Origin of the sequence: Mucilaginibacter sp. RCC_168 (genome assembly GCF_041355315.1) — a bacterium.
In the GTDB taxonomy this organism is placed as follows: Bacteria; Bacteroidota; Bacteroidia; order Sphingobacteriales; family Sphingobacteriaceae; genus Mucilaginibacter.
On sequence record NZ_JBFUPN010000044.1, the window covers coordinates 1 to 26,758 of the forward strand.

Genomic DNA, 26,758 nt, shown 5'->3' on the forward strand with positions numbered 1-26,758 from the left:
ACTATTGCCTTTTTTTAAAGAATATGAATAAAATTTCATCCAAAACTTGTTTTTCAACATAGAAGATTGCTTCGTACCTCGCAATGACGCGTTTTTTGTATGACGTATGAGCTCACCATCATGTACTTATATCAAGGTTTTTCCTCGTCTTCTTCCTTACTCTTTTCTTCTGCCATTTCTATCAGGGTTTCGTTATCCATAATTCTGTCCCTGTTTTTTGATTGGGTTGGGCCCGCACCGGTAATGGCCACTCCGGTAACGGCCAATAATAAAAATAGCACCAGGCAAAAAAGCCTGATTATTTTCTTTAGCTTTTTCATGCCGATAGCAATGTGCCTTAATATGCTTTAAGCATAACTAAGCCATTTAATAAAATTTATAAATATGGATTATTGATAAACAGGCAGATCAGCCTATTTTGAATGAAGTGACACCATCATGCAGATCGGCTGTGTGATACAGGTGATCAATTGGGTAGGTGGTATAGTGTTTAAAAGATAAAAACAGGTGCTTTAAATATTGGTAATGGGTTAACGTGAGTCTGTTATAAATAATAATTCGTTGACCGGTATATTCTCCGTTTGCCGTGTATGATGAGGTATTGGTATAAAAAGCTAATGCTACTCTTTTATAACTGATCCCACCTTTTAAAACGAAATTTTTATCGGTGAACAATTCTGTACCCGAAACGCGGTTACTACCGGGAGTACTATGGCTTACATAGCCTGATAGCGCAAAAAAGCTAAGCAGGAAGCTAAATGCCAGCAGGTATTTTTTAAAAGAAGTCTTTATACTCTTATTAACCACACGTAAATATAGCTAAATAGTTGTTGTTATGCCTAATGGTTTATGAATGATGAGTTTTTTAATTAAAGGCCTTTTGGTCATATCATTGATAATATTTAATAATATGTTAATATTGTGTAAATGTTTGAATATAAACTTTTACAGAAGTTTACCCCACAATTATTTAGTACCGACACATATACAAACTTACCGAAAATCACTATGCTTAAATTTACCCAACCCGGGCTATTGTTCGTAGCCTCTGCCCTTACCGGAATGCTGGTAATGGGTTGCCAGAAAAACAATGCCCCAAAGAGTCAAACTCCTGATGGAGCCGCAATCAACAACACCATCAAAACACAAGCGGTATCGCTTACTCAAGGTTTTGAAGTTGGATCTACCAGCCCAAAAACTGCTTATGATGTATCACCCACAGGCTCAAGCAGCGGCGATAATGTAACCCTGTCTGGCAATTCATGGAATATGTTTGACGCGTTGATAGGCAACCTGGCTGCAGATCAGAAAGCAGGTTCATGGAGCGCCCGCATACGCAATACAGGTAAAATTACCATGTTGTTTGATGTAACCGGCGGGATAAGCACTGTTACCATTAAATCTGCAACTTATAGTGGTGATACCGCAAGCCAATGGGGCTTGTTTTATTCTGTTGATGGTGGCACCACCTGGGCTCAATCGGGTTCAAACATAACAACCGGTGCATCACTGGCTTTACAAACGTTTACCATTAATGTAACCGGTAATGCCCGCTTAGAGATCCGCAAATTAACCGGCGGTACTAACCGTATTAATATCGATGACATCACTGTTAATGATAACGGTGGTGGTACAACCCCTCCGCCGGTGGTGGTTACAGGTAAAAAATACCTGTTCGATGCCAGTCACCTGGAAAACGCCGGTAGTGCCGATTGGCAGATTGATGCCGATGGTACCGAAAATGTGCCAATTTATACTGGTGGTACAACAGTTGAAACCAAAGCTCAACGCAGCCCAACACCATCATATACAGGTATCACTGCCAGCACTCCGGAAACTTACTGGAAAGGTGGTATATCATCATGGGCTGTTTCCCTGGTGAAATTAGGCGAACTGGTTGAAACTTTACCAGTTGGCACAGCCATTACTTATGGTAATTCATCAAACCCACAGGATTTAAGTAATTATGATGTATTTGTTGTAGTTGAGCCAAACCGTTTATTCACTGCTGCCGAAAAAACAGCTTTGATGAACTTTGTTTCAAACGGCGGCGGTTTATTTATGATTGCCGACCATACCGCTGCAACAACTGCCGGAACTGATGCCAATGGTTATAATCCATCCGACAGGGATGGCGATGGTTACGATTCACCGCGTGTTTGGAATGACCTGATGACTAATAATGGTATTAACAATAACAATCCTTTTGGTTTTAACATCAATTATGTAGATATCAGTGAAGGCCCGTCAACCAATGTTTATACCGGCGCCAATGCTAATGCACAAAAAGTATTGAATGGTGCAACCGGTACAGCTTCAAAACTGGCTTTCTATAATGGTTCAACGGCAACGTTGACCCCAACGAATAATTCGAGCGTACAAGGTTTGTTCTGGCGTAATTCAGCTACAAACGGCGGTAACAGTAATGTAATGGCTTTATTGGCCACATATGGCACTGGCCGTATAGTTTGGATCGGTGATAGTTCACCTGCCGATGATGGCACCGGCGATACCGGCGATAGCCTGTTTAATGGTTGGTCTGGTGATTCGCCTTCGGGTTTTACCTCCCATCCGGCCTTACACCTTAACGCCTCATTATGGTTAGCTAAGGCTATATAAGCCCTTCTAACCTCCCTGAAGGGGAGAATTAAAAAGCGTCATGAAACTTACGAAGTTTTTAAAACTTCGTAAGTTTTTTTGTTTTAGGCCCACCTTATTCAAACAAGGTACGCGTTTGGTGGTTGTATACATAGGCAACTAAACACTGCATCCTGTAACACTAAACAAAACATCACCACCATGAAAAATTATGAAACCTTAGTGGATGCCACTAACGATTTGTTAAAAAGAGGATATACCGCTAACCTGAGCCTTGAAGGTGATACCATAGACGATAAGGCTCAGGACATCCATATGAATGCTGATGACTTTGAAATTGATGAATTTTATCGGTTTGAAGGAGCCAGCAATCCCGATGATATGTCCATCATTTACGCGGTATCATCACCTAAATATAATCTTAAAGGGGTACTGATCAATGCTTACGGCACCTATGCAGATAATAGTGAATCGGCTATTGCCGCAAAACTGCACCATCACCAGGTAAGTAATAATCTGCATGGTGAGGATAGGCCGACAGCCTGATTATAAGTCAAAATTTGAAACTTAAAAGTCAAAATCATGTGCGTTTGTCTGGACTACAGTTATAACGCATTTTGAATTTTGACTTTTTAATTTTGAATTAATTTCAACGTGTTTTTCGCGGCCGACCGCATGCCGGCGCTCTTGTCGCACAGGAATATCTTAAGCTGACCTTCCAATTCTTCGGCAATCCAATCAAAGCGGTCCTTCAAATTAAAAAGCGCTTTACCGGCAAAAGCTTTTACAGCTACCTTAACTTTTGGATCTATCATCCAGTCAAAAAGTTGCTCAACTACCGGCTCCAGGTCAATAGTTTGAAGCTTTTGCCTTACGGTGGCTGGCGATGAATCATCAGTCATGTGCATGATCAGCTTGGTATAATGCCGCATGCAACTGGGATTTTTCACCTCTTTGAAACGGGATGCAAAATATTCCAGATCATTAAGATACTGCTCCGGGTCTTTCAAAAACATGTTCTCTAATATCCATACCGCACGAAAGCCGATCACCTTATCCTGATGAAAAGTGATATCGATCAGATCGCGCAAAGCAAAGTGCTGCTCTTCTAAAATACGAGTTAATTTCAACACTTTGGCTTTACTCAGCGTATGTGATAATTCGTCGGTAAGTTGTTGATTGGTAAGCATACAATACCAAATTTAAGGTTTTTATGATGAAGGAAAATAGTTTATTAGCCTGGAATTGCTGTTTTTTCAAAACTAAAACAGGTATCATGAAACCATACTTGTCATTGCCTATTTGTTTGCTGCTTTCTACTCTCTTTTTTGTCCAGACAGCTATTGCACCTATCCGGGGGAGCGCAATTCGGGTTATTAAGCAGCACAATTGTAATCCCGGCAACACGATCCTCGCAACCTGCTCCAGCAATCCCGCTACTTCTGTAAAAATTTATACCTTTACCCGTTTTTAAATTAAAATAACTACATGGTTAAATTCAACCGTTTCACACTGGATAATGGTCTTCGGGTTATTGTTCACGAAGATAATACTACGCCAATGGCGGTGCTTAACATTCTGTATGATGTAGGCGCCCGCGACGAAAACCCCGAACAAACCGGTTTTGCACATTTGTTTGAACACCTGATGTTTGGCGGATCGGTAAATATACCCAGCTACGATGAGCCCCTGCAAAGAGTAGGCGGCGAAAACAACGCTTTTACCAGCAACGATATTACCAACTATTATATCACGCTGCCTTCTGCTAATATCGAGACCGCTTTTTGGCTGGAGAGTGACCGGATGCTAAGCCTGGCCTTTAGCGAAAAAAGCCTGGAAGTGCAGCGCAACGTGGTGATAGAGGAGTTCAAGCAACGTTATCTGAATCAGCCTTACGGCGATGTATGGTTAAAATTGCGACCCCTGGTTTATAAGCATCACCCATATCGCTGGGCTACCATTGGTAAAACCATTAAACATATCGAAGATGCCCGCATGGAAGATGTAAAGGCTTTCTTTAAAAAGCATTACAACCCGCAAAATGCCATTATGGTGGTTGGCGGCGATGTAACAACTGAACAGGTAAAACAACTGTCCGAAAAATGGTTTGCACCGATACCGGCAGGTGAAAAATATCACCGCAACTTGCCTCAGGAACCAGACCAGCATGAGGAACGCCGCGAAACAGTTACAGCTAAAGTTCCGTTGAATGATGTTTACATCAGTTTTCAGATGGGCGGCAGGCTGGATGATGATTTTTACGCAACAGAACTATTATCTGATGTGCTTTCGCGCGGTAACTCTTCACGTTTATACCGAAGTTTGGTGCAGGACAGGCAGATATTCAGCGAAGTACATGCTTACATCACCAGCAGTCTGGATAAGGGAATGTTTATACTGGAAGGTAAACCACTTGAACATATCAGCATTGAACAGGCAGAAGCAGCCATATGGGAAGAACTGGAAAAAGTTAAAACGGAGGAGATTCCGGCAGATGAACTGACCAAAGTACAGAACAAGACGGAATCGACCATGGTTTTCTCAGAAATGTCGCTGCTTGACAAGGCCATGAACTTGGCTTCATTTGAATTGCTGGGCGATGCCGAAATGCTTAACCAGGAAACATCTAAATACCTGGCAGTAACAGCTGCTCAGATAAAAGATACAGCCGTTAAGATATTCAGGAAGGATAATTCATCAACGCTTGTTTACCTGGCTGAGAAAACTGAATCAGCATTAGCTTAAATAACATCAGAATCAGAATTTACAGGATTAATGAATTTACAGAATAATGAGATCATGTTTAATTCTGTAAATTCTAAAATTCAGTAAATTCTGATTTCAGACAAAAAATAAAAAACATGATCGACAGAAAATTAGCCCCGGATTTTAAGGCTATCGAAAATATAAACCTCATCAAACCTGAGCATAAAAAGCTGGAAAACGGCTGCAATGTTTATTGTTTTAACTCGGGCGACCAGGAGTTGGTACGGATAGAATGGATATTTAACAACCTGCGTTTTAACCAGGCTAAGCCTTTGCTCAACATGGCTGTAAATACCATGCTTACGGAAGGAACAACAACACTTTCGGCTTCTGAAATTGCCGATAAGGTTGATTTCTACGGCGCCTTTTTACAAGTTGATTACGGGTACGAGAATTCATTGGTTACGCTGTACAGCTTAAATAAACATTTACACCATACGCTGCCGGTTATTCTGGATATTCTTACAAACTCCGATTTCCCGGAAAAAGAACTGGAAACATTTAAGCGTAACCAGCAGCAAAAATTACAGGTAAGCCTCCAGAAAAATGATGTGGTTGCCCGCCGCGATTTTAATAAGGCTATTTATGGTGAAACTATTTATGGGCTGGGAGCAAGTTTTGATAACTATAAAAGTTTGCAGCGCGAAGATCTGCTGGCACACTTTAAACAAATGTACCAGCCGGCAAATTGTACTTTAATAATTGCGGGTAAAATTGAACCGGAAACTTTAACATTGATCAAAGAAACTTTTGATAAAAATTGGACAAACGGCCCTGTTGCTGCAAACACATCACAACCTGAGCTTAAGCCGGCTGATAAGCTGTTTTATTTTACCGAAAAACCGGATGCCCTGCAATCAGCTATCAGGATAGGGCTACCGGTAATTAACCGTAATCATCCCGATTTTCAACCTCTACAGGTATTAAATACGGTTTTAGGCGGTTATTTTGGTTCACGGTTAATGGCCAATATCCGCGAAGATAAAGGTTATACCTATGGCATTGGCTCTGGTCTTAATTCGTTTAAACAAGGCGGAGCTTTCTTTATCGCGACAGAAGTTGGTGCCGACGTGTGTAAAGCTACTATGGGCGAAATTGAAAAAGAGATTGAATTGCTCAAAACCGAATTGATACCCGAAGAGGAATTATCGCTGGTACGCAACTTTATGCTGGGATCATTATTGGGTAGTCTGGAGAATGTGTTTTCACATGCCGACAAATTCAAAAGCATCTATTTTGCAGGTTTAGATTATGATTATTATGATAGGTATGCATCAACAGTGAAAACAACAACCGCGCTTGAATTACGTGCCCTGGCTAATAAATATCTGAACTTTGATCAGTTTTACAAGGTGATCGTAGGGAAATATTAGGATTTTTGAATTTCGGATTTCAGATGTTCGATTTCGGATTTATTTAATCCACAAGCCATTCGAACTATTTTTGCCCCGCGTCATTGCGAGGAACGAAGCAATCCCCAATAAGCAGGGTCACTCTGTAAGTAAGGGATTGCCACACTCCGTTCGCAATGACGCGTTTTTATAATTCTGCATTCCCAATCAAAAATCAGATTTATCATACAAAGGCAATTTTCTCCCCGCTTTTAAATAAATCCGAAATCCAATATCAGAAATCCGAAATATTTGTTACCTTTGCCCGGCAAATAATAACTCCAAAATAATTATTTGCTATGCAGTTAGACCCATCAAAATTTGTTGCCGAAGGATTAACTTACGACGACGTTTTACTACTCCCGGCTTATTCAGAAGTTTTACCGCGCGAAGTTAACACCAGTACTTTTTTAACAAAAAACATCCGGTTAAACATTCCCATTATCTCGGCAGCTATGGACACCGTTACCGAATCTGGTTTGGCTATTGCCATAGCCCAGGCAGGTGGTATAGGCATATTGCACAAGAATATGACCATACAGGCCCAGGCCGACGAGGTACGCAAAGTTAAACGTTCTGAAAGCGGAATGATACAAGACCCTGTAACGCTGCTGGAAGATGCCCTGCTTGCAGATGCTTTCCAGATTATGAAAGAGTTTAGTATTGGCGGTATCCCGGTAATTGATGCGGATCACAAACTAAAAGGCATTATCACCAACCGCGATCTGCGGTTCCAAAAAGATATGTCGGTTCCGGTAAGTGAGGTGATGACCAAAACAGGTTTAATCATTGCTCCGGAAGGCACTACACTAACCGAAGCCGCGGCTATTTTACAAGGTAATAAAATTGAAAAACTGCCTGTGATAAATAAAGATGGCAAGCTGGTAGGGTTGATCACTTATAAAGACATACAAAAAGTAAAAAATTTCCCTAATGCCTGTAAAGACGAATTTGGTCGTTTACGTGTGGGTGCCGCTGTTGGAGTTGCTGCGGATAACATTGATCGTGTAACCGCGCTGGTAAATGCCGGTGTAGATGTGGTTACAGTTGATACCGCCCACGGTCATTCAAAGGGAGTTATTGAAATGGTTAAGGCGGTTAAAAAATTATATCCTAATTTACAGGTTATTGCTGGAAACATAGCAACCGGTGATGCTGCCCTTGCACTTGCTGATGCTGGTGCCGACGCAGTAAAAGTTGGTATTGGTCCGGGTTCTATATGTACCACCCGTATTATTGCTGGTGTGGGTGTACCACAGCTTTACGCGGTTTATGAGTGCGCCAAAGCATTAGAAGGCCGTGGCATACCGGTAATTGCCGATGGCGGTATCAAACAAACCGGTGATATTGTGAAGGCCATTGCGGCTGGTGCAAGTTCTATTATGGCAGGCTCACTGTTTGCCGGGGTAGAAGAATCACCAGGTGAAACCATCATCTACGAAGGTCGTAAATTCAAATCATACCGTGGCATGGGTTCTGTGGAAGCGATGGCTAAAGGTTCAAAAGACCGTTATTTCCAGGATGAAACCGATGTGGTGACCAAACTGGTTCCCGAAGGCATTGTAGGTCGTGTACCATTTAAAGGTAACATGGCCGAAGTGATATTCCAATATATTGGTGGTTTACGTGCAGGTATGCACTACTGTGGTGCTGCTAATATCGAAGATCTGCAAAGAGCCAAATTTGTACGTATTACCGCAGCTGGTATGCGCGAAAGCCATCCGCATGATATTACTATCACTAAAGAAGCTCCTAATTATACCAGCAGATAAATAATATTCTAATTCATAACAAGAAAGGGTTACCATTAGTAACCCTTTCTTGTTATGAATTATTTGCCGCTCCCTCCGGTAATGCTTGATAGTATACCCCCGGTAGTAATTATTCTTAGCGCCTGATCTTCTGTAAAACCTTCCTTTTTTAAGGCATCAAAGTATTGTTTGTTCACTTTGGCTAATTCCTCTATTTTGCCCGGCTGTTTATAATAATCAAGTTGTGAGTCCATCAAGGATTTTGCCATTGTAGCATACATTGGACCCATCATATTCATGGCATTGGCCATTACATTTTGGCCGGCTAAGGTTTGATCTGCATCGGTTAAGTTTTCAACAGGAGGAGGGGGCATCAATACCACGTTCGTCACTTTTACTTTCTGAACAGCTCCGGCAGGTAATGATTGCGTAAGACTTATATTATAGTAGTTAAAAAACGTGATACCATCGGTCCTAAATCCGGGTCTTTCTACAACATCGATAGTTTTGGCGTTGGCAGGTATCTTTTTAAAATAAACCTTAAAGACCAGTTTGTCGCCGGCTTTGGCAAAGAAATGTTTGGCTGGAGCTATCGCTATTTTGTCGGATTTTACATAATTGTAATGCTCATTGTTTACATCTGTTTGAATAAATATTTCCTTGTTAAGCTGTACCCATGCATTATCGCCGCTGGCTGTATACTCAAAGCTGACAGCTGTAAATTGAGTATTAGTTTCAATTTTGGTGATCCTTGCGCTCAAGTCTTCAGGAATTCCCACCACCGGGTTTTCAATAGTTTGTGCAAACGAGGTAAAGCCTATTATCAACAGCAGGCCTGTTAAGGCGAAAAGTTTTCTCATTGTGAATAATTTAGGATATGGTTTTATAAATATAAAAATAAGCCTTAAATGTAGAGCTGACAAATAAAAACTGATAATAATTAATCATTCCGTAAGCTTCAATATAAAATGGCCTGATATATTTGTGGTATGAAAGCTATCTGCGTATTCTGTGGTGCCAACTTTAATGGCGACCCTATATTGAAACAAGCGATTGAACAATTGGCCGAACTCATGGTAACCCGCAACATTACCCTGGTGTATGGCGGCGGCAAAGTAGGTATAATGGGCTTACTGGCTGATAATGTTCTGCAGCGCGGGGGCAAGGCCATCGGCATTATTCCTCAATTCCTGATGGATAAAGAAGTTGGGCACACCGGTTTAACCGAGTTACATATTGTTGAAAATATGCATCAACGTAAACAAATGATGAATGATCTTTGCGATGCCATCATCACTTTGCCCGGTGGAATAGGTACACTTGAGGAGTTCTTTGAGGTACTCACCTGGCTGCAGTTGGGCCTGCATAACCATCCGATAGGTTTATTGAATGTAAACGGTTATTATGATTTCTTACTGAAACAGCTGGATGTAATGGTTGAACAAAAATTCATGAAACCCACCAACCGCGAGTTAGTGATCACTTCAGGTGATCCTATTGAGTTAATTAACCTCATGGATGGTTTTAAAGTTACAACAGACGAAGTTTGGTTTAAAGACAGCAACCTTACGTAGATTAATTAGATGTGCAGATGTGCAAATAGAAATATATTAATACTCATTCATCATCTGCATATTTGCACTCTTTGCTTAGATGCTGCAACGCTTTAATGACCGATGATTTCATCTTCAGTATATTGTACGTTTTACGTTTGGATTATTAGTGTTGAATTTTTATAGGAAGTCTGTACGTAATATTATGCTTATAAAAACATATAATTCATAACGTAATACGAACAAGCCTAAGCTACCTGGCTAATGGTCCAAAAATCGTCAGCCAGGTCGGTACTGGTAATGTAGTCATAAGGCATATAAAAATAGCCCATCAATCCCCAGCCATCACCCCAGCTGTTACGTACAATAAAGGCCTTCTTTTGATCGTCATAGCCTACAGCCATTACCGCGTGCCCGCCTATCACGCTTTCAGTTTTGGAAGGCATAGGTAAAACACCGCTTTTGGCTACAACATCCCCCTCAAAGCTTTGATAAGCTGTAAAACCAAACACAAATGGATTGTCGCCGGCAAGGCACGTTTTTAATTCATTAATAGCCGTATTATTTAAACGGGTGTATTGCAATGCCTTGTTTTTTAAAGCTTTTGTATATAATGCTTTGGTAGGCTTTTTGGCAAATTTGCCGACGTTGTAAGGCCAAAGGGTTTCGTCGCAAACGCCTGAGGTGGCAACAGATTTTACGCCATCACGGAGTTGAGCGCCGCTATCATCTTTCACATGACCCTCTAAAACCCGCTCATTATAATAAATAAATAGCCGCGATGGATTAAATACCGACAGCTTTTGTTTCATGAGTTCAAATTGAAATGCACCGGCTATGGCATTGGCTGTGCATGATCCCAAGTCTCCCTGGTTATAAACCGGTGGGCATTGCGCACGGAGATCGACCATTGGAGGAGTGGGTTGAGCTAAAGCTTCATGGCGAACAACTGCATACTGAAAATCGCGGTGATCGGGCAGGTCGGGTAACCAGCCATAGTGTTTGGTTTTTTGTATCATATAGGGATGAATATTTATACAATAAAGGTATAGTGTTTGCTAATCATTCAGATGCGTGTTTTTACGTTATCTGATGCGTGTTGCTACCTGAATATTTGAACAAGATAAATAGTTGATTAGCAATGTCAAAAGATTTGTTACAATGTAATGTGCAAAACAAAACGGCAACGGGGTAGCTGTTGATCTTTTAATTTTTCCTAATTTACATTTTCCTATTATAAACCAATTATGGATATCGCATTCAATATTAATGAAGATATAAACAAACAGCTTGTTTATGAGCTGAATACCAGGCTCAAAAAAGTATACGAAGGCGGTGGCAAAAAGGCCGCGGCTAAACAAAAAGAAAAAGGAAAAATGCTGGCCCGCGAACGTGTGGCTTATCTCATAGACAAAGACAAGCCCTGGCTGGAAATGGGCGCTTTTACCGCCGACGGTATGTATGCCGAGCATGGCGGCTGTCCATCAGGTGGGGTGGTATGCGGCATTGGTTATGTATCGGGGCGGCAGTGTGTGATAGTTGCTAATGATGCCACGGTAAAAGCAGGTGCCTGGTTCCCGATAACCGCTAAGAAAAATCTGCGTGCGCAAGAGATATCCATGGAGAATCGTTTACCGATCATTTACCTGGTTGACTCCGCCGGCGTTTACCTGCCTATGCAGGACGAGATATTTCCGGATAAAGAACATTTTGGGCGCATCTTCCGCAATAATGCCATCATGAGCAGTATGGGCATTATCCAAATCTCGGCCATTATGGGCTCTTGTGTGGCTGGTGGCGCCTATTTACCCATCATGAGCGATGAGGCCATGATCGTGGAGGGTACGGGATCAGTTTTTTTAGCAGGATCGTACCTGGTAAAATCGGCCATTGGCGAGGATGTGGATAATGAAACCTTGGGTGGCGCGACAACCCACTGCGAAATATCAGGAGTTACAGACTATAAACAACCCAATGATCAGGCTTGCCTCGATTCTATCCGAAACATCATGAGCATGGTGGGCGACTATAACAAAGCCGGATTCGATCGTATAAAGCCTGCCGCCCCCAAACTAAACGAAAAAGATATTTATGGCATCCTGCCGGATAACCGGGAAAAAGCCTATGATATGAAAGAGATCATTTTGCGCTTGCTGGATGATTCGGCTTTTGAAGAGTATAAGGAAGGGTATGGCCAGTCCATTATTTGTGGTTTGGGCCGTATCGACGGATGGGCGGTAGGCATAGTGGCTAATCAGCGCAAGGTGATCAAATCAAAAAAAGGCGAAATGCAGTTTGGCGGCGTTATTTATTCCGACTCAGCGGATAAAGCCACCCGTTTTATCATGAACTGTAATCAAAAAAAGATTCCGCTTGTGTTTCTACAGGATGTTACCGGCTTTATGGTGGGCAGCCGCTCAGAACAAGGAGGCATCATAAAAGATGGCGCCAAAATGGTAAATGCTGTAGCCAATTCGGTAGTGCCCAAGTTTACTATTGTGATTGGCAACTCCTACGGTGCGGGTAATTATGCCATGTGCGGCAAAGCTTATGACCCCAGGTTGATATATGCCTGGCCATCAGCTAAAATAGCGGTAATGGGGGGCGGACAAGCGGCCAAAACCTTGTTACAGATACAGGCCGCAGGCTTAAAAGCCCGGGGCGAAGTAGTTGATGAAGTAAAGGAGGCCGAGCTACTGAAACAAATAACCGATAGGTACAATAGTCAAACAACGCCATATTACGCCGCCGCAAGGCTTTGGGTTGATGGTATTATCGATCCTATGGAAACCCGTAAGGTGATATCCATGGGTATTGAGGCCGCCAATCATGCGCCTATTGAAAAAGCATTTAATGTTGGAGTGATACAGACTTAGTGAGTGGTGAGTGGTGAGTGGTGAGTGGTGAGTGGTGAGTGAAATTTTGGAGTAACAAGGTAAAGAAAAAATCTTGCGGGTCTCTTAATTCTACAAATCAAGGTTTAAACAATTGCCGTATTTGTAATCATGTTAATCCCAGTGCAGACAACAATCAGTGAGATCATAAAAATTAACTTAAACCAGCGGTCATGAATGTAAGTATCGATGAACTTTTGTTGCTTGCCGGTGGCGCTTTTTTAATTGTATTGGGTATAGGCAAGCTAAATGAACGCCGTAAACTGCTTAAAACCGGCGCGAAGGTTGATGGTGTGGTTTTTAGCGTGGAAGAAGAATGGGGGGTAGGAACGCGTCGCTCGAGATTGTACTACCCGGTGATAAGATATGTAACCATCGAAAAAGAATGGGTGACCAAACGATATGAAGTTGGTACTTATCCGCCAGCTTATAACGAAGGGGATCATGTTACGGTGATCTATGATCTGGCAGATATCGAACACTATATTATTGATAATATAACCACTAAATTGCTCGGCCCTGTATTCATCATTCTCGGAATTTTGCTGATGCTTGGTGTAGGGGCTTATTACATTTTAAATCAATATCAACCAGGATAAACAGATCATCACTCAACGAAATCAAAAAAATCAACGGTTAAAACCTTATCTTGAAAGCATGAAAAAACTGTTGCTCCCTTTATTGTTCTTGTCCTTAAAGCTATCGGCGCAAAATGCGCAACAAATACATCAACGAGCTATCCTGATCGATACGCATAATGATATATTATCAACCCAACTGATTACCAAAAATGATCTGGCTAAACGGCAAAGTACTGGAAATTTCGACCTCGTGCGAGCGAAAGAGGGTGGACTTGATGCACAGATATTCTCGATCTGGTGCGGCGAAAATTATGGTAAAGGAACAGCTTTTGCACAGGCCAATCAAGAAATAGACTCGCTATATGCGCTCATCAAACGGAATCCCGATAAAATAACGCTGGTGCATAACAGCGCCGAGCTCAAAAAGGCGGTTGATCAAAAAAAGCTGGCCGCATTGATAGGCGTAGAAGGCGGGCATATGATCGAAGACCGGATGGATTATATCGACAGTCTGGCTAAACGCGGAATGCGTTATTTAACCCTTACCTGGAACAACAGTACGTCCTGGGCTACATCGGCTCGTGATGAGGTAACCAAAAAAGATAGTCTGCCGCATTTGGGTCTGACGGATTATGGTAAACAGATCGTGCATCATTTAAATGAGCTGGGCGTAATGGTGGATATATCGCACGTGGGCGAGCGTACCTTTTATGATGTGCTGGCTACAACTAATAAGCCGGTTATTGCTTCGCATAGCTGCGTTTACAATATCGATCCCAACCGGCGTAACCTCAAAGATGAACAACTTAAAGCCCTGGCAAAAAACGGGGGAGTAGTATGTGTGAATTTTTACAGTGGTTTTGTGGATAGCGCCTATAACCCCAAGATGGCTGTTTTTTATTCGAAGTATAAAGCCGAGATCGATTCGCTTGGCAAAGTATATCATGATGTGGATCTGGGATTTATTAAGGCAAGTTCCCTGCACCAGGCCGAAGCCGACAAATTGAGACCACCTTTAAGCCTGTTGATTCAGCATATTGATTACATCGTAAAATTGATTGGTGTTGATCATGTGGGTATAGGCTCAGATTTTGATGGTTCAGAATCATTCCCGCTGGGGATGGATAGCGTTGCCGATTATCCCAAAGTAACCGCCGAATTGCTCAAGCTTAACTATAGTGAAAAAGATATCGATAAAATATTGGGTGGCAACGTTATGCGTGTGCTGAAAACCAATGCGGGTAAATGATGGCACAGTATTGACCATTCAGCCCTTGTCTGATAGACAGATAAACCGTAAATTCGCATACATTTTTTATAACAATGTCTCAAGAAACTGAACACATCAAATGCCTTATCATAGGCTCAGGGCCAGCTGGTTATACCGCGGCTATATATGCTTCAAGGGCCGATCTGAAACCCGTTATGTACACTGGCTTACTGGCCGGCGGGCAGCTTACCCAAACTACCGAGGTTGAGAACTTTCCCGGATATCCGGAAGGTATCATGGGCCCCGAAATGATGGAAGACCTGCGTAAACAGGCCGAACGCCTGGGTACCGAGATTCGCTTTGGCTATGCCAGCTCTGTTGATTTTTCGAGCCTGCCGCATAAAGTGGTTATTGACGATACTAAAACCATTACTGCCGATACCGTGATCATCGCTACCGGCGCATCAGCCAAATGGCTGGGTTTGGAATCTGAACAAAAATATAGTGGCTTCGGCGTTTCTGCCTGTGCTGTTTGTGATGGTTTCTTTTTTAAGGGGCAGGATGTGGCCATTGTTGGTGCCGGTGATACTGCTGCCGAAGAAGCCACTTACCTGGCTAAGTTGACCCGTAAGGTTTATATGATCGTTCGCCGTGATGAGTTCCGTGCCTCAAAAGCCATGGTACATCGCGTGTTGAATACACCTAATATCGAGATCCTTTACAATACCGAAACCAAAGAGATCCTGGGTGATGGACAAAGTGTAACCGGTGTAAGGGTGATCAATAACCAAACTAATGTAGAAACCGATCTGGATGTTACCGGTTTCTTTGTAGCCATAGGTCACCACCCTAATACCGATATTTTTAAAGGCTGGTTAAATATGGACGAGACCGGCTATATCCTTACCCGTCCGGGATCAACAGAAACCAATGTGGAAGGTGTGTTTTGCTGTGGCGATGCCCAGGATCACATCTACCGTCAGGCAGTAACTGCCGCAGGTACCGGCTGTATGGCCGCCATTGATGCCGAGCGTTACCTGGCCGCAAAAGAACATGTAGTAACTGCTTAATCCCACTCCCCCCTTCAACTGAAGAAAAAGATTTTAAGAAAGATATAAAAAGCCAACTGGAAACAGTTGGCCTTTTTCGTTTTAGTTCCCCCTTGGGAGAGTAATAGCCCATCAAATGACAGGAGGGGTAGCCCGCTACGGGGCACACCAAATTTTTACAATTATTTTCTACAAATATGTAGTCCCTACGGGACATAGAGCAACAATTTAAGCTGCAAATGTGGCTGTATTTCATGTCCCGTAGGGACTACATATTTGTAGAAACAGAACCAAAAGGTTTTTTGCCCCATTAGGGGCTACACCTCTTGAATTAGTATAGATGCTGTCTTTTCATGGGCTATTCCCCACTGGAGGGGTGCGATAACCAGCGTGGTGGCAGAGAGGGGTTTCTTAAAGCGACCCCATAAAAATGTAGTGATCACTATAAATTCGTTTTAGCATAGATTTTTTACACGCCAAACTTCTTGTATTTTTTTAAAAACTTCTATATTCACCATTCAGTATCAACCTGATTAATAAATATGTATAAAAAAGCATCCCTAATGCTGTTTGCCTTGCTTGCAGTATGCACATCTGTTGTCAATGCTCAGGACTCCGATCCAAACCTGGGTATCATCCCGGCTCCAGTTTCATTAAAAAAAGCCTCCGGTCAGTTTGTGTTAAGTGAGGAAACCATTATCCAGGCCGACTCACCATCAAACAAAGCGGTTTTATTTTTTAAAGATTACCTGGCAAATAATATGCGCTATCGTAAGTCGGTTGTGGTAAAGGCGATGATGAAAAACCATCCGAACGCAAACTTCATTAAGCTAACAACCACCGGTACGGATAATTTACCTGCCGAAGGTTACCGCCTCACTGTCACACCACAGCAAATAACAATTGCCGGCAAAGGCTCAGGCCTTTTTTACGGGGTGCAAACGCTGTTACAATTGATGCCCCTGGAAAGAAGCGCTACGGCTAAGCTTCCGTGTGTGGAGATAGAAGATTATCCGCGTTTTGGTTATCGCGGGGCGATGCTGGATGTTGGTCGTCATTTTTTCTCGGTCGAGCTGGTTAAAAAGTACATCGACCTGTTGGCTGCCTATAAACTAAATACTTTCCACTGGCACCTGACCGAAGATCAGGGTTGGCGCATCGAAATAAAAAAATATCCAAAGCTTACCCAGGTCAGCAGTATGCGTGCGCAAACCTTAATTGGCGGTTACCGCGACCGTACCCCGCAGCAATTTGATGGTACGCCTTATGGTGGTTTTTATACCCAGGATCAGATTCGCGATGTGGTCAAATACGCGTCGGACAGATATATCAACGTTGTTCCCGAAATTGAAATGCCGGGCCACTCATCAGCCGCGTTGGCAGCTTATCCGGAGTTGGGCTGCGATCCCGGTACACCGGTTAAAGTTGCCGAAACCTGGGGCGTATTCCCAGACATCTACTGTCCGTCTGATAAAACGTTTGCTTTTCTTGAGGATGTGTTAACCGAAGTAATGGAACTTTTCCCAAGTAGATATATCCACATTGGCGGCGACGAAGCGCCGAAGGATGCCTGGAAAAAATCGGCATTTTGCCAGGATCTTATTAAAAAATTAAAACTGAAGGATGAGCATGGTCTGCAAAGCTATTTTATCCAGAGGATAGAGAAATTCCTGAACTCCAAAGGGAGGAGCATCATCGGTTGGGACGAGATACTGGAAGGCGGCCTTGCGCCAAATGCTACCGTAATGAGCTGGAGAGGCGAAGAAGGTGGTATTGCCGCTGCCCAGCAAAAACATAACGTGATCATGACCCCAGGAAGCGGAGGTTTATATATTGATCATGGACAGGGTAAACCAAGCCAGGAGCCATTGAGCATTGGTGGTAACGAGCCTTTATCAAAAATATACAGTTATAATCCAACACCGGCCGTTTTGACCGCCGCAGAGCAAAAATATATAGAAGGGGTACAAGCCAACTTATGGACAGAATATATACCAACCGATGCCAAGGTAGAGTATATGCTGCTGCCGCGGTTGATGGCGCTGTCGGAAGTGGCATGGTCGCCTTTGGCTAACAAGAATTTTAAGGATTTTTCAGAAACCCGTTTGCCTGGTCATTTAGCCTGGTTAGATAAAAATAATATCAATTACCGTGTGCCGGTAGCTATCGGCGCTAAAGATACGGTGATGATAGGTTCGCAGCTGAATGCTACCTTAAAACCATCGGTAGAAGGGGCAAAAATATACTATACCATTGACGGCTATACCCCCCGCGAAACCGATTTGATCTATACCATCCCGGTAAACCTTTCTGTTCCGCCCAATCAGTATCGCGAGCTGCAAACCATAGTGATCACCCCATCGGGTAAACGGAGCGTGGTAACCCGTACGGTAGTGTATAATAAAGCGCCTATGGCGGCCGTTAATTATACAGGATCGGCACGGGGTGTAAAATACCAGCTATTTCCGGGTAGCTATACGGCTACCAGCCAGTTAACCAATTTACCGGCTGCCGACAGCGGCGCTGTTAAAACTTTCAGCACTATTGATTTCCGGAAAAGCAAAGGTAAATACGGCGTTATTTATTCGGGTTATTTGAATATTGATGCCGATGGCAATTACGGATTTTCCACCCTTTCGGGTAATGGATCGGTATTATTGATCGATGATCAGCCGGTGGTTGATAATGATGGTAAGCATGCTGTTACCGAACAGGAAGGCGCTGTGCCATTGTTAAAAGGTTATCATAAGGTTACCTTAAAATATGTTGACACCGGCGGTCCAGGTACTTTAAAAGTATTCATCAATGCGCCTGGCAAACAAAAAGCCGAGCTGACTGCCGATACATTATATAATTAAGACCAATATCCTGCATAAAATGACCAACAGATTTTATCTTTTCGCGTTATTAACAGGGGCGGTAATAGCAGGTTGCGGCGGTAACCAACAGAAGCCTGCCACAACCACGCCGCTTGCTAAAAAACCGGAGCTGATGGCCCCTTTCAGATTTCATAAGCTGATAGAGGTGTCACCGGGCCAAAGCTATGATATACTGAGCTGGGGGCGTGGTTCGCAGGACGCGGGCTCGTTCATGATCCTGCATTCCGATTCATCGGCCATAAAATACACCACAACCACCGGTGATCTGGATGGGGCCATAGTTGATGTGTACAATGCTGATATGGACCTGGATGGTAATCCGGAGATCCTGATCCAGGCTAAGTCAAAAGATACTACCAATTACACCAGTATTTACGCTTTTGAGTTCAGTAATAACAAAGCCAATAAGCTCGATTTTCCAAGGCTGAACAGTTCGCAACGTAAAGGTTACCGGGGGAGTGATAATTTTTATATCCGCGATGGCAAGCTCATGCGCGAATTTCCGATCTACAGCGGTAGCGGAAAAGAGGCTAAACCCACAGGCGCCAAACGCCAGTTGGAATATGGCTTACGCGGCAATGAGTTCACCGTAAAACAGCTGAGCAAAGATTCTACGGATGTTGCCGATAAGAAAGTAACGGTTGCAGCTACGCCTGTTAAGCAGAACACGGAAAAGAAAACTACTCCTAAGAAATCTGAAAAGAAAAGCAAGTCTTCTTCGTCAAAATCAAAGAAAAAGAAGAAACACAGAAGACATCGCGATGAATAACCAAAAAGAGCGGCCCATTTGGTACCGCTCTTTTTGGTTTATTCATAATTATATTTTGTCATCCTGAGGAACGAAGGATCTTCTTCAATATGCCAGTCGTATAACAGATGCTTCGCTATGCTCAGCATGACAGTAAGCTTTATCCCGCAATCTCCAGATCGCTCAATTGATTATTGATAAATTCCATTTCCTCGCCATTAATATGTATCTCAATAGCTTTGGCATTTTGTTTAGCTTGTGCAGCATTGCGGGCGCCTACAAGGGCTATGGTGATGCCCGGATGGTTGATGGTCCAGCGGATTACTAACTGACCCAGGGTGGCGCCTTTTTCGTCGGCCAGGGGTTTTATTTTGGCCAGGAATTCATTGGTCCGTTTGATATTCTCTTCCTGGAAATATTTTACGCCCGCACGGTGGTCACCTGCATCAAATTGATGGCCAGGTTTTATTTTGCCTGTTAGCAAGCCACGCTCCAGCGGACTATAAGCCAGGATCGATTTTTTATTTTCGATGCAATAGGGGATCAGTTCGTCCTCAATATCCCGGTTCACCATACTAAAAGGTACCTGGTTTGATGCCAGCTTGATAGTTTTTTCGGCGGTGGCCATTTGCTGTATATCATAATTGCTTACACCAGCCTCACGTATTTTGCCTTGTTCTTTCAATCGTAATACAGCCTCCATGGTCTCTTCGATAGGCGTAGAGGCGTCTGGCCAATGGATCTGATACAGGTCTATATAATCGGTACCTAAACGTTTGAGGCTGTTTTCGCACTCCAATATGACACTTTCCTTACCGGCATATTTGTAAATATCTATATCCTTGCCGCTGTTGTCCTGGCTTTTAAAGCCAAATGTACCCTTGGCCAGGTCCCAGCGCATGCCATATTTGGTGAGGATCTGCACTTTGTCGCGCGGCAAACCTTTTATAGCCTGGCCAACCAGTTCTTCACTTTTGCCCTGCCCATAAATAGGGGCCGTGTCAATAGAGGTGATGCCCATATCGTAGGATACGCGCATAGCTTCAATGGCTTCTTTATCGTCATTGCCGCCCCACATCCAGCCGCCGGCGGCCCAGGCGCCAAATGTTATCACAGAAACGGCAAGTTTAGTTTCTCCTAATCGTCTAAATTCCATAGATAAATAAGTAGTTTAAAATCCGGCAGCAAAATGTATTTAATTGTTGAGATTAAAAAATTATTTAGACAAAGAGATCATATCATTTGCGTTATCGACACCGGTGGCATCAAAGTCGTTATTAAAATAAAACCAGCCCTCTTGTGTGTTAGGGTTTTGTTTTACAATATCAATGATCTTTTTAAGGAAATCTTTAGAATAAGGTGAGCGGTACAATATCGGCACACCATGAAACCTGTAATAAATCACAGGCGTATTTTGGATCACATCATCCGGCAAGCTCGGGTGACTCATGCCGCAAAAGGTGATGTTATGTTTAGCCAGTTTTTGGTAAACGGAATCATTCCACCAGCTTACATGGCGCAGCTCCAGTACATTTTTAAAAGTAGGATTTAAGCTGTTGATAATGCGATCAAGCTTTTCGTCATCGTAAATAAAGCTGGGCGGCAGTTGAAACAGAACGGGCCCCAGTTTCTCCTGTAATCCCTGATTAATGGTGTCATAAAAACTGGTGATCAGTTCTGTTGTATCATTGAATTTTTTGTAATGGGTAATGGCGCGGGGGGCCTTTACCGCAAAACGGAAATCGGCAGGGCTTTTAGCATACCAGTTTTGGAGGAACGAAAGCTGCGGAAAACGATAAAAGGTTACATTAAGCTCCAGCGTTTTAAAATGCTCGCAATAATAATCGAACCATTTACGCTGCGGCAGATCATTGGGATAAAAACGTCCCTTCCAATCTTTGTAATGAAATCCCGAACAACCGATATGCCATTCCATTTTTTCAAAATGCTTTTCATAATAAAAGAATGCGAATGGCATTTTGTTTTAAAACTTAACTGATGACGCTGAGCAAAAGTCGATAGCATGGCTATAATCTATCCACCACCAGTACGTCTAAAAAACAGGAAAAGACCATCATCTGCACACCCGCACATCTGAAATCTGCACATTTATTCGCACATTTGTATATCTGCCTATTGCACTTATAAAATATGCGCTTTATATATCCGGCTTTTTTATTTGCATTGCTCACGTTAGCTATCCCGGTCATCATCCACTTGTTCAACTTCCGTAAGTTTCAGAAGGTGAATTTTAGCAATGTGCAGTTTTTAAAGGAGATCCAGGAGCAGCAGGCATCGCGCCGTAATTTAAGGGAAAGGCTGATACTCGCTGCACGCTTACTGGCCCTGTTTTTTTTGGTGCTGGCCTTTGCCAGGCCATATTTGCCGGGGCAAAATTCAAACAACACCGGCCGTCAAAACGCGGTAAGTATTTTTGTAGATAACTCCTACAGCATGGAAACCCTCAACCGCGAAGGCTCGCTGCTGGATGATGCCAAACAAAAAGCCAAGGAGATCGCTTCGGCCTACAATATCAATGATCGTTTTCAGCTGCTTACGCAGGATTTTGAGGGCAAACACCAACGCTTGCTCAGTCGAGATGAATTTAATGACGCGGTTGACCAGGTAAAGATTAGCGCGCAAAGCCGTACCCTGCAGCAGATCATCAGTCGCCAGCAAAACCTGTTGCTTGAACAGCCGGGCGCTATCAAATCGGCTTATATCATCTCCGATCTTCAAAAAAACATGGCCGGCAAGCCCTTAAAAATAGATAGCGGCATAGCCACCAGTCTTATACAGCTTAAAGCCGGTAACCTGCCCAATGTGGCGGTTGATTCTGTCTGGTTGTTAAGCGCCGTACACCGTCCAGGCGAAAACGAAAAACTGGTTGTTCGCCTGCATAATTACGCCGGCGAAAAAGCCGATAAAGTCCCGCTGAAAGTCACCATCAACGGTGTACAAAAGGCCCTGGGGAGCTATACCATCCCGGCACGCGCGGTACAAACCGATACACTGGTCTTTATGGGGCTGCAAGCGGGCTGGCAGCAAGGCCTGGTTGAATTACAGGATAATCCCGTTACGTTTGATAACAAGTTCTACTTCAGCTTTAATGTAAGCGCGCAAATGCCGGTGTTGCTGATTGATGGCGGTATACCCAATCCCTATTTAAAAGCCGTTTTTGCTTCGGATCCATTTTTTGCCGCCCAGCGCGTGCCTGATGGAAATGTGAATTACGCGGGGCTCAATAGCTTGCCCATTGTGGTGATCAGTGATGTAAAAGCCGTATCAACGGGTTTGGCGCAGCAATTAAAAACCTATGTTGCCAAAGGCGGTACGCTGGTTGTTTTTCCGGCTGTAGATGCCGATCTGGCTAATTACCGTGCGTTTTTGCAGCCGATGAATGCCGCCTGGCCCGAAAAGCTACTGACAGAAGCCACCAAAGTATCAACCCTGAACAGGCAAAGCCCGGTGTTTAAAAATGTATTCGAGAATTTTCCTGAAAATCCCGATCTGCCGGTGATTAAAAAATATTACCAGTTAAGTAACTCCGCTGGAGGGGCAGATAACCTGATGAAACTAAGCGGCGGACAAACCTTTTGGGCTGGAAATAACTTTGGGCATGGTAAAGTTTATGTAGCCGCTGTACCGCTTGATGAAGCATACAGCAACTTACCCCGGCATGCCCTTTTTGTGCCTGCGCTGTTCCGCATAGCCCTGCTAAGCGGGCACGATCTGCCTTTGTTTTACACCCTGGGTCAGGAAGAAACGTTGGAGATCCCATCCGTACAACTCACCGAAAAACAATTACTCAAATTGGTGAAAGGCGACCAAAGCACCATTCCGGATGTACGGCAGCAGGAGGGGAGCACGATGCTATACCTGTCTGACCAGTTGCGCGAAACCGGGATCTATACGCTAAAAAAGCAGGATAGCACGGTGGCTACGCTGGCCTTTAACGATAACCGCAGCGAATCTGACATGAGTTATTTGAGCCAGGCCGACCTTAAACAATTAATGCCTGCTTCAACCACCTTATTAACAGGTGGTAAGGCTTCACTAAAAGGTATTGTAACCGAAACAAATTTTGGCACACAATTATGGAAACTTTGTATAATTTTGGCATTGATTTTTCTGGCCGCCGAAATTTTGTTGATCAGGTACTTTAACCCGAGTAAACAAGCCGTAAAGCAGCCTGTTTGATCTAAATCAAGAATCAAGATGATAGAGTCAAGAATCAAGAAAAAAGCAAGAAGCTATTTGGTTACTTACAACCTGATACTGAAAGAAATAAACTCCCGGAAAAAAATCTTGATACCTGATACTCGCTACTTGATATTAAAATAATTCCATACAAATCCTTAAAGCTTGCTCATGAATTTGCTTATCAAATCTGCCACCATTCTTGATCCCGGATCAGCCTTTCATCAACAAGTTACCGATATTTTAATTGAAAATGGGGTGATCACCCGCATTGCCGAAGATATGGAGGCCGATGCCGAAGTGGTAGATGGCGAGGGTAAATATGTATCGCCCGGTTTTTTTGACCTGAACTGTAATATAGGCGAATTGGGACTGGAAACCAAAGAAGATATGCACTCGGGCACGCGCGCCGCCGCTGCCGGTGGCTTTACCGGTATAGCGCTGATGCCCAACACCACCCCGCCGGTACATTCCAAAGCCGAAATAGAATACCTGCTAAACCGCGCCAAAAATAACCTGGTTGACGTGTATCCTTTAGGAACCATATCGCACAAACGCGAAGGGAAAGACCTGGCCGAACTATATGATATGTACCTGAGCGGTGCCCGTGCCTTTACCGATGGCAATCGCCCTGTACAGGATGCTGGTTTGATGGAACGTGCCTTATTGTATGCGCAAGGTTTTGACGCGCTGGTGTTCTCGTACCCCGAGGATACCGCCATAGCGGGTAAAGCTAAAGTGAATGAGGGCGAAGTAAGTACTTTGCTGGGCATGAAAGGTATCCCATCGCTGGCCGAAGAGCTGATGATAGCGCGCGACCTTTACCTGGCCGAATATACCGTATCAAAAATCCACTTCAGCACCATATCAACCGCCCGTTCGGTTGAGCTCATTCGCGAAGCCAAACGTAAAGGCCTGGAAGTTACCTGCGATGTAGCCGCGCACCACCTGGTACTTACAGACGAGGCCCTGATGGGTTTTGACAGCATGTACAAGGTAAAACCACCGCTGCGTACCAAAGATGATGTTCTGGCGTTGATAAAAGGGCTTAAAGATGGCACGATTGATGCCATTGTAAGCCAGCATACCCCGCACGAGGTGGAGTTTAAAGATGTGGAATTTGAAGTAGCCGAATATGGCATAACTGGCTTCCAGACCGCGTTGCCGCTGGCCCTGCTATCAGGTTTACCGGTGGAGCTGCTGGTTGAAAAGCTGGCTATTAACCCGCGCGAGATACTGGGTGTAACCATACCGGTTATTGCTGAAGGAGAGCGGGCCAACCTGGTGCTTTTTGACACCGAAACGGAATGGGAATACGGTAATAAAAATAATCGCTCCAAATCGGTTAATTCACCGTTCTTTGGGCAACAGTTAAAGGGAAAAGTACAGCTAACCTATAATAACAAACAAATATTTAAATAACGACAATCATGATCGATCCAAAAATACAAACCGCTTTTGAAGCCGCTCTGGAGGCTTTTTCAAAATACAGCAGCTTTGATGCTACCCTCCTGAGCAATAGCTTTGGCGAAGTTTTCGCGCTTGACGAGGACTTTTTGACCAAGGTTGACGCTTTGGACGAAGTATTTGACAATAACCCGGCTATTGAATCATTACGCGAGGTATTTTTTGACCTTCTGCTGGTGAACTTTTTTAGTGCCGATGTTAAAAAACTGGAAGAGGACTACCTGGACTCGCCTGAGTGGGAAGATATTGAAGAGCAAACGCTTGACCGCGGAACCGAGCTGCTGAACCTGCTGCTGTACCTGAACGAGTGCGAAGATGAGGATATTGAACCTGAACTGGAAGACTATTTGAAAGAGTTTTTACTGGTTGATGAGGACGAGTTTCAGGACGAGTACCGCATTTATGAGCCTGTAATAGCCAACCAGATCCTGATTGAGAGCCCGGTTTCGGAAGTGAGCAAAGTAGCTCAAAGCCTGCCGCAGGATTCGGAATTAAAGGAATTGTTTTACCCGATGATCTGCTTTTTCCAAACAATCGATCCAACCGACGAAGTCAAAGAAGAGATAGCCGAATACGCCCTGGATAAAGAATTTGATATGGCCGTTTTAGATATATTAATTAATTTTCAATAATATCAATGGCTTTTGAAGTTGACAAAAAGCGGTTAAGAATTACCGGTATAACTTTTGGCTTGTTGCTGGGCGTAGTATTAACCATACTGAGTATCATCTCGTTCTATATCATATTATCTACAACATCGGTGGTGGTAATCTCCTCCGCGCCCTTTATATTCTCGGTACTGCTCCCTATTTTACTGGTGGTAGTATTGTGTTTTAATTTCAGGAAAAAAGTTGGTGGTTTCTGGACCTTGCGCGAAGCAGCAACAGGTATATTCCTGATGTTTTTTACCGCTTTTGTAATACAGTTTGCCCTGCGCGATCAGTTATTTGCCAAAGTGATAGAGCCGCACATGATCGAAAAAACACAAGCGGCCATGACCAGCTCCGTAAGCAAATTTCTCAAAGAAAGCAAAACCAGCCCTGATATTATCAAAAAGAAACTGGATGAGATCCAGGGAGAATTTAATGCTCAAAAAGATGTTACCATTGGCCGCCAAATACAAGGGGTAGGCATCTCCATCATTTTTATGTTTGTGCTGGCTATCATCTTTGCCGCTTTCTTTAAAAAAGAGCTGCAGGTTAATAATCCATAGGCCTGACAGGTAAAAGAATTATACACAACAAAAGCGGCTTTCCTGTAAGGAAGGCCGCTTTTGTTTTCGGGGTATTTTATTTATTTCGATGTTTGAAGTTTCTGATTTCAGACGATTATGCAGGTAGTATTTAGACTACCTAAAGCCGTGTGTAGTTGAAAACTACAGGCATAATGGTTCGAAGTCAGGAGACTTCGAACAGCGCCGTTACCAGAAATGATTATTATTGGAGACAATAAATCGTACACCCAGAATATGTCAGAGATCGATAATGTAACCTTAGAAAATTTTGATAGGAATACGCAATCATTATTTTTCAGCCTATGGTCGGTGTTATCACCGCAAGTGTTCGGAAGATTAAAGGGTAAATAGACCTATTGTATTTTATTGTCGATATGCTCCGTTAGGAGCTACCTGTTTGTAGAAATACAAGACAAAATATCTTTTTGCTCCGTAGG

23 protein-coding genes are annotated in these 26,758 nt (G+C 43.3%); 16 read left to right on the forward strand and 7 right to left on the reverse strand.

The genetic code is table 11. The annotated features are described in order from the left end of the window. Positions 1–131 precede the first annotated feature (131 nt). Positions 132–320 (reverse strand): hypothetical protein, encoded by a 189-nt coding sequence (locus AB6735_RS27390; protein WP_370999378.1) that lies wholly within the window; start codon positions 318–320, stop codon positions 132–134. Between the two features lie 88 nt (positions 321–408). After that, positions 409–807 (reverse strand): hypothetical protein, encoded by a 399-nt coding sequence (locus AB6735_RS27395; protein ID WP_370999379.1) that lies wholly within the window; start codon positions 805–807, stop codon positions 409–411. A gap of 201 nt (positions 808–1,008) precedes the next feature. Here AB6735_RS27395 and AB6735_RS27400 point away from each other — a divergent pair, with 201 nt between their 5' ends. After that, complete coding sequence (locus AB6735_RS27400; protein ID WP_370999380.1) at positions 1,009–2,619, forward strand: hypothetical protein; 1,611 nt, start codon at positions 1,009–1,011, stop codon at positions 2,617–2,619. A gap of 180 nt (positions 2,620–2,799) precedes the next feature. Further along, entirely contained in the window at positions 2,800–3,144 is a 345-nt protein-coding gene (locus AB6735_RS27405; protein WP_370999381.1) for a phosphoribosylpyrophosphate synthetase, read from the forward strand. Between the two features lie 86 nt (positions 3,145–3,230). Here the strand turns inward: AB6735_RS27405 and AB6735_RS27410 are convergent, their stop codons facing one another. Next, positions 3,231–3,788: a hypothetical protein gene (locus tag AB6735_RS27410; RefSeq protein ID WP_370999382.1), complete on the reverse strand. Its 558-nt coding sequence runs from the start codon at positions 3,786–3,788 to the stop codon at positions 3,231–3,233. Between the two features lie 298 nt (positions 3,789–4,086). On the opposite strand from AB6735_RS27410, the gene AB6735_RS27415 reads away from it, so the two are divergent. The 3 genes from AB6735_RS27415 (at position 4,087) to guaB (ending at position 8,527) form a co-directional block, all read left to right on the forward strand. Further along, entirely contained in the window at positions 4,087–5,343 is a 1,257-nt protein-coding gene (locus tag AB6735_RS27415) for a M16 family metallopeptidase (protein ID WP_370999383.1), read from the forward strand. Positions 5,344–5,459: 116 nt separating this feature from the next. Continuing rightward, entirely contained in the window at positions 5,460–6,737 is a 1,278-nt protein-coding gene (locus AB6735_RS27420; protein ID WP_370999384.1) for a M16 family metallopeptidase, read from the forward strand. 317 nt (positions 6,738–7,054) lie between these two features. Continuing rightward, positions 7,055–8,527 (forward strand): IMP dehydrogenase, encoded by a 1,473-nt coding sequence (gene guaB / locus AB6735_RS27425; protein ID WP_090465607.1) that lies wholly within the window; start codon positions 7,055–7,057, stop codon positions 8,525–8,527. A gap of 59 nt (positions 8,528–8,586) precedes the next feature. On the opposite strand, the gene AB6735_RS27430 is transcribed toward guaB, so the two are convergent. Beyond that, positions 8,587–9,366, reverse strand: a complete 780-nt coding sequence (locus tag AB6735_RS27430; protein WP_370999385.1) for a hypothetical protein — start codon at positions 9,364–9,366, stop codon at positions 8,587–8,589. 129 nt (positions 9,367–9,495) lie between these two features. Here AB6735_RS27430 and AB6735_RS27435 point away from each other — a divergent pair, with 129 nt between their 5' ends. Then, positions 9,496–10,080, forward strand: coding sequence for a TIGR00730 family Rossman fold protein (locus AB6735_RS27435; protein ID WP_370999386.1), 585 nt, complete (start codon positions 9,496–9,498; stop codon positions 10,078–10,080). 227 nt (positions 10,081–10,307) lie between these two features. Here AB6735_RS27435 and AB6735_RS27440 read toward each other — a convergent pair whose 3' ends face one another. Beyond that, positions 10,308–11,078 (reverse strand): C1 family peptidase, encoded by a 771-nt coding sequence (locus tag AB6735_RS27440; RefSeq protein WP_370999387.1) that lies wholly within the window; start codon positions 11,076–11,078, stop codon positions 10,308–10,310. 228 nt (positions 11,079–11,306) lie between these two features. On the opposite strand from AB6735_RS27440, the gene AB6735_RS27445 reads away from it, so the two are divergent. The 6 genes from AB6735_RS27445 to AB6735_RS27470 all read left to right on the forward strand — a co-directional run bounded on the left by AB6735_RS27445 (position 11,307) and on the right by AB6735_RS27470 (position 19,441). After that, positions 11,307–12,935 carry an acyl-CoA carboxylase subunit beta gene (locus tag AB6735_RS27445; RefSeq protein ID WP_370999388.1) on the forward strand — a complete coding sequence of 543 codons (1,629 nt, stop codon included), beginning with the start codon at positions 11,307–11,309 and terminating at the stop codon, positions 12,933–12,935. A gap of 191 nt (positions 12,936–13,126) precedes the next feature. Then, on the forward strand, positions 13,127–13,552 hold the full coding sequence (locus tag AB6735_RS27450) for a DUF3592 domain-containing protein (protein WP_370999389.1): 426 nt from the start codon (positions 13,127–13,129) through the stop codon (positions 13,550–13,552). A 58-nt stretch (positions 13,553–13,610) separates the two neighbouring features. Next, the gene (locus tag AB6735_RS27455; protein ID WP_370999390.1) at positions 13,611–14,783 is read left to right on the forward strand and encodes a dipeptidase; all 1,173 of its coding nucleotides are present in this window, start codon (positions 13,611–13,613) and stop codon (positions 14,781–14,783) included. 74 nt (positions 14,784–14,857) lie between these two features. Beyond that, positions 14,858–15,814 carry a thioredoxin-disulfide reductase gene (gene trxB / locus AB6735_RS27460; RefSeq protein ID WP_370999391.1) on the forward strand — a complete coding sequence of 319 codons (957 nt, stop codon included), beginning with the start codon at positions 14,858–14,860 and terminating at the stop codon, positions 15,812–15,814. 521 nt (positions 15,815–16,335) lie between these two features. Continuing rightward, positions 16,336–18,651, forward strand: coding sequence for a family 20 glycosylhydrolase (locus AB6735_RS27465; protein WP_370999392.1), 2,316 nt, complete (start codon positions 16,336–16,338; stop codon positions 18,649–18,651). A gap of 19 nt (positions 18,652–18,670) precedes the next feature. Continuing rightward, positions 18,671–19,441 carry a hypothetical protein gene (locus AB6735_RS27470; protein WP_370999393.1) on the forward strand — a complete coding sequence of 257 codons (771 nt, stop codon included), beginning with the start codon at positions 18,671–18,673 and terminating at the stop codon, positions 19,439–19,441. Between the two features lie 139 nt (positions 19,442–19,580). Here the strand turns inward: AB6735_RS27470 and AB6735_RS27475 are convergent, their stop codons facing one another. Beyond that, positions 19,581–20,576, reverse strand: a complete 996-nt coding sequence (locus AB6735_RS27475) for an aldo/keto reductase (RefSeq protein ID WP_370999394.1) — start codon at positions 20,574–20,576, stop codon at positions 19,581–19,583. A 60-nt stretch (positions 20,577–20,636) separates the two neighbouring features. Next, complete coding sequence (locus AB6735_RS27480) at positions 20,637–21,398, reverse strand: DUF72 domain-containing protein (protein WP_370999395.1); 762 nt, start codon at positions 21,396–21,398, stop codon at positions 20,637–20,639. Between the two features lie 173 nt (positions 21,399–21,571). Between AB6735_RS27480 and AB6735_RS27485 the strand changes: the two genes are divergently transcribed. The 4 genes from AB6735_RS27485 to AB6735_RS27500 all read left to right on the forward strand — a co-directional run bounded on the left by AB6735_RS27485 (position 21,572) and on the right by AB6735_RS27500 (position 26,300). Continuing rightward, entirely contained in the window at positions 21,572–23,620 is a 2,049-nt protein-coding gene (locus AB6735_RS27485; RefSeq protein ID WP_370999396.1) for a BatA domain-containing protein, read from the forward strand. Between the two features lie 171 nt (positions 23,621–23,791). Then, positions 23,792–25,042 (forward strand): dihydroorotase family protein, encoded by a 1,251-nt coding sequence (locus AB6735_RS27490; protein ID WP_370999397.1) that lies wholly within the window; start codon positions 23,792–23,794, stop codon positions 25,040–25,042. 8 nt (positions 25,043–25,050) lie between these two features. After that, positions 25,051–25,719 (forward strand): hypothetical protein, encoded by a 669-nt coding sequence (locus AB6735_RS27495; protein WP_370999398.1) that lies wholly within the window; start codon positions 25,051–25,053, stop codon positions 25,717–25,719. A 5-nt stretch (positions 25,720–25,724) separates the two neighbouring features. Further along, entirely contained in the window at positions 25,725–26,300 is a 576-nt protein-coding gene (locus AB6735_RS27500; RefSeq protein ID WP_370999399.1) for a DUF4199 domain-containing protein, read from the forward strand. Positions 26,301–26,758 lie beyond the last annotated feature (458 nt).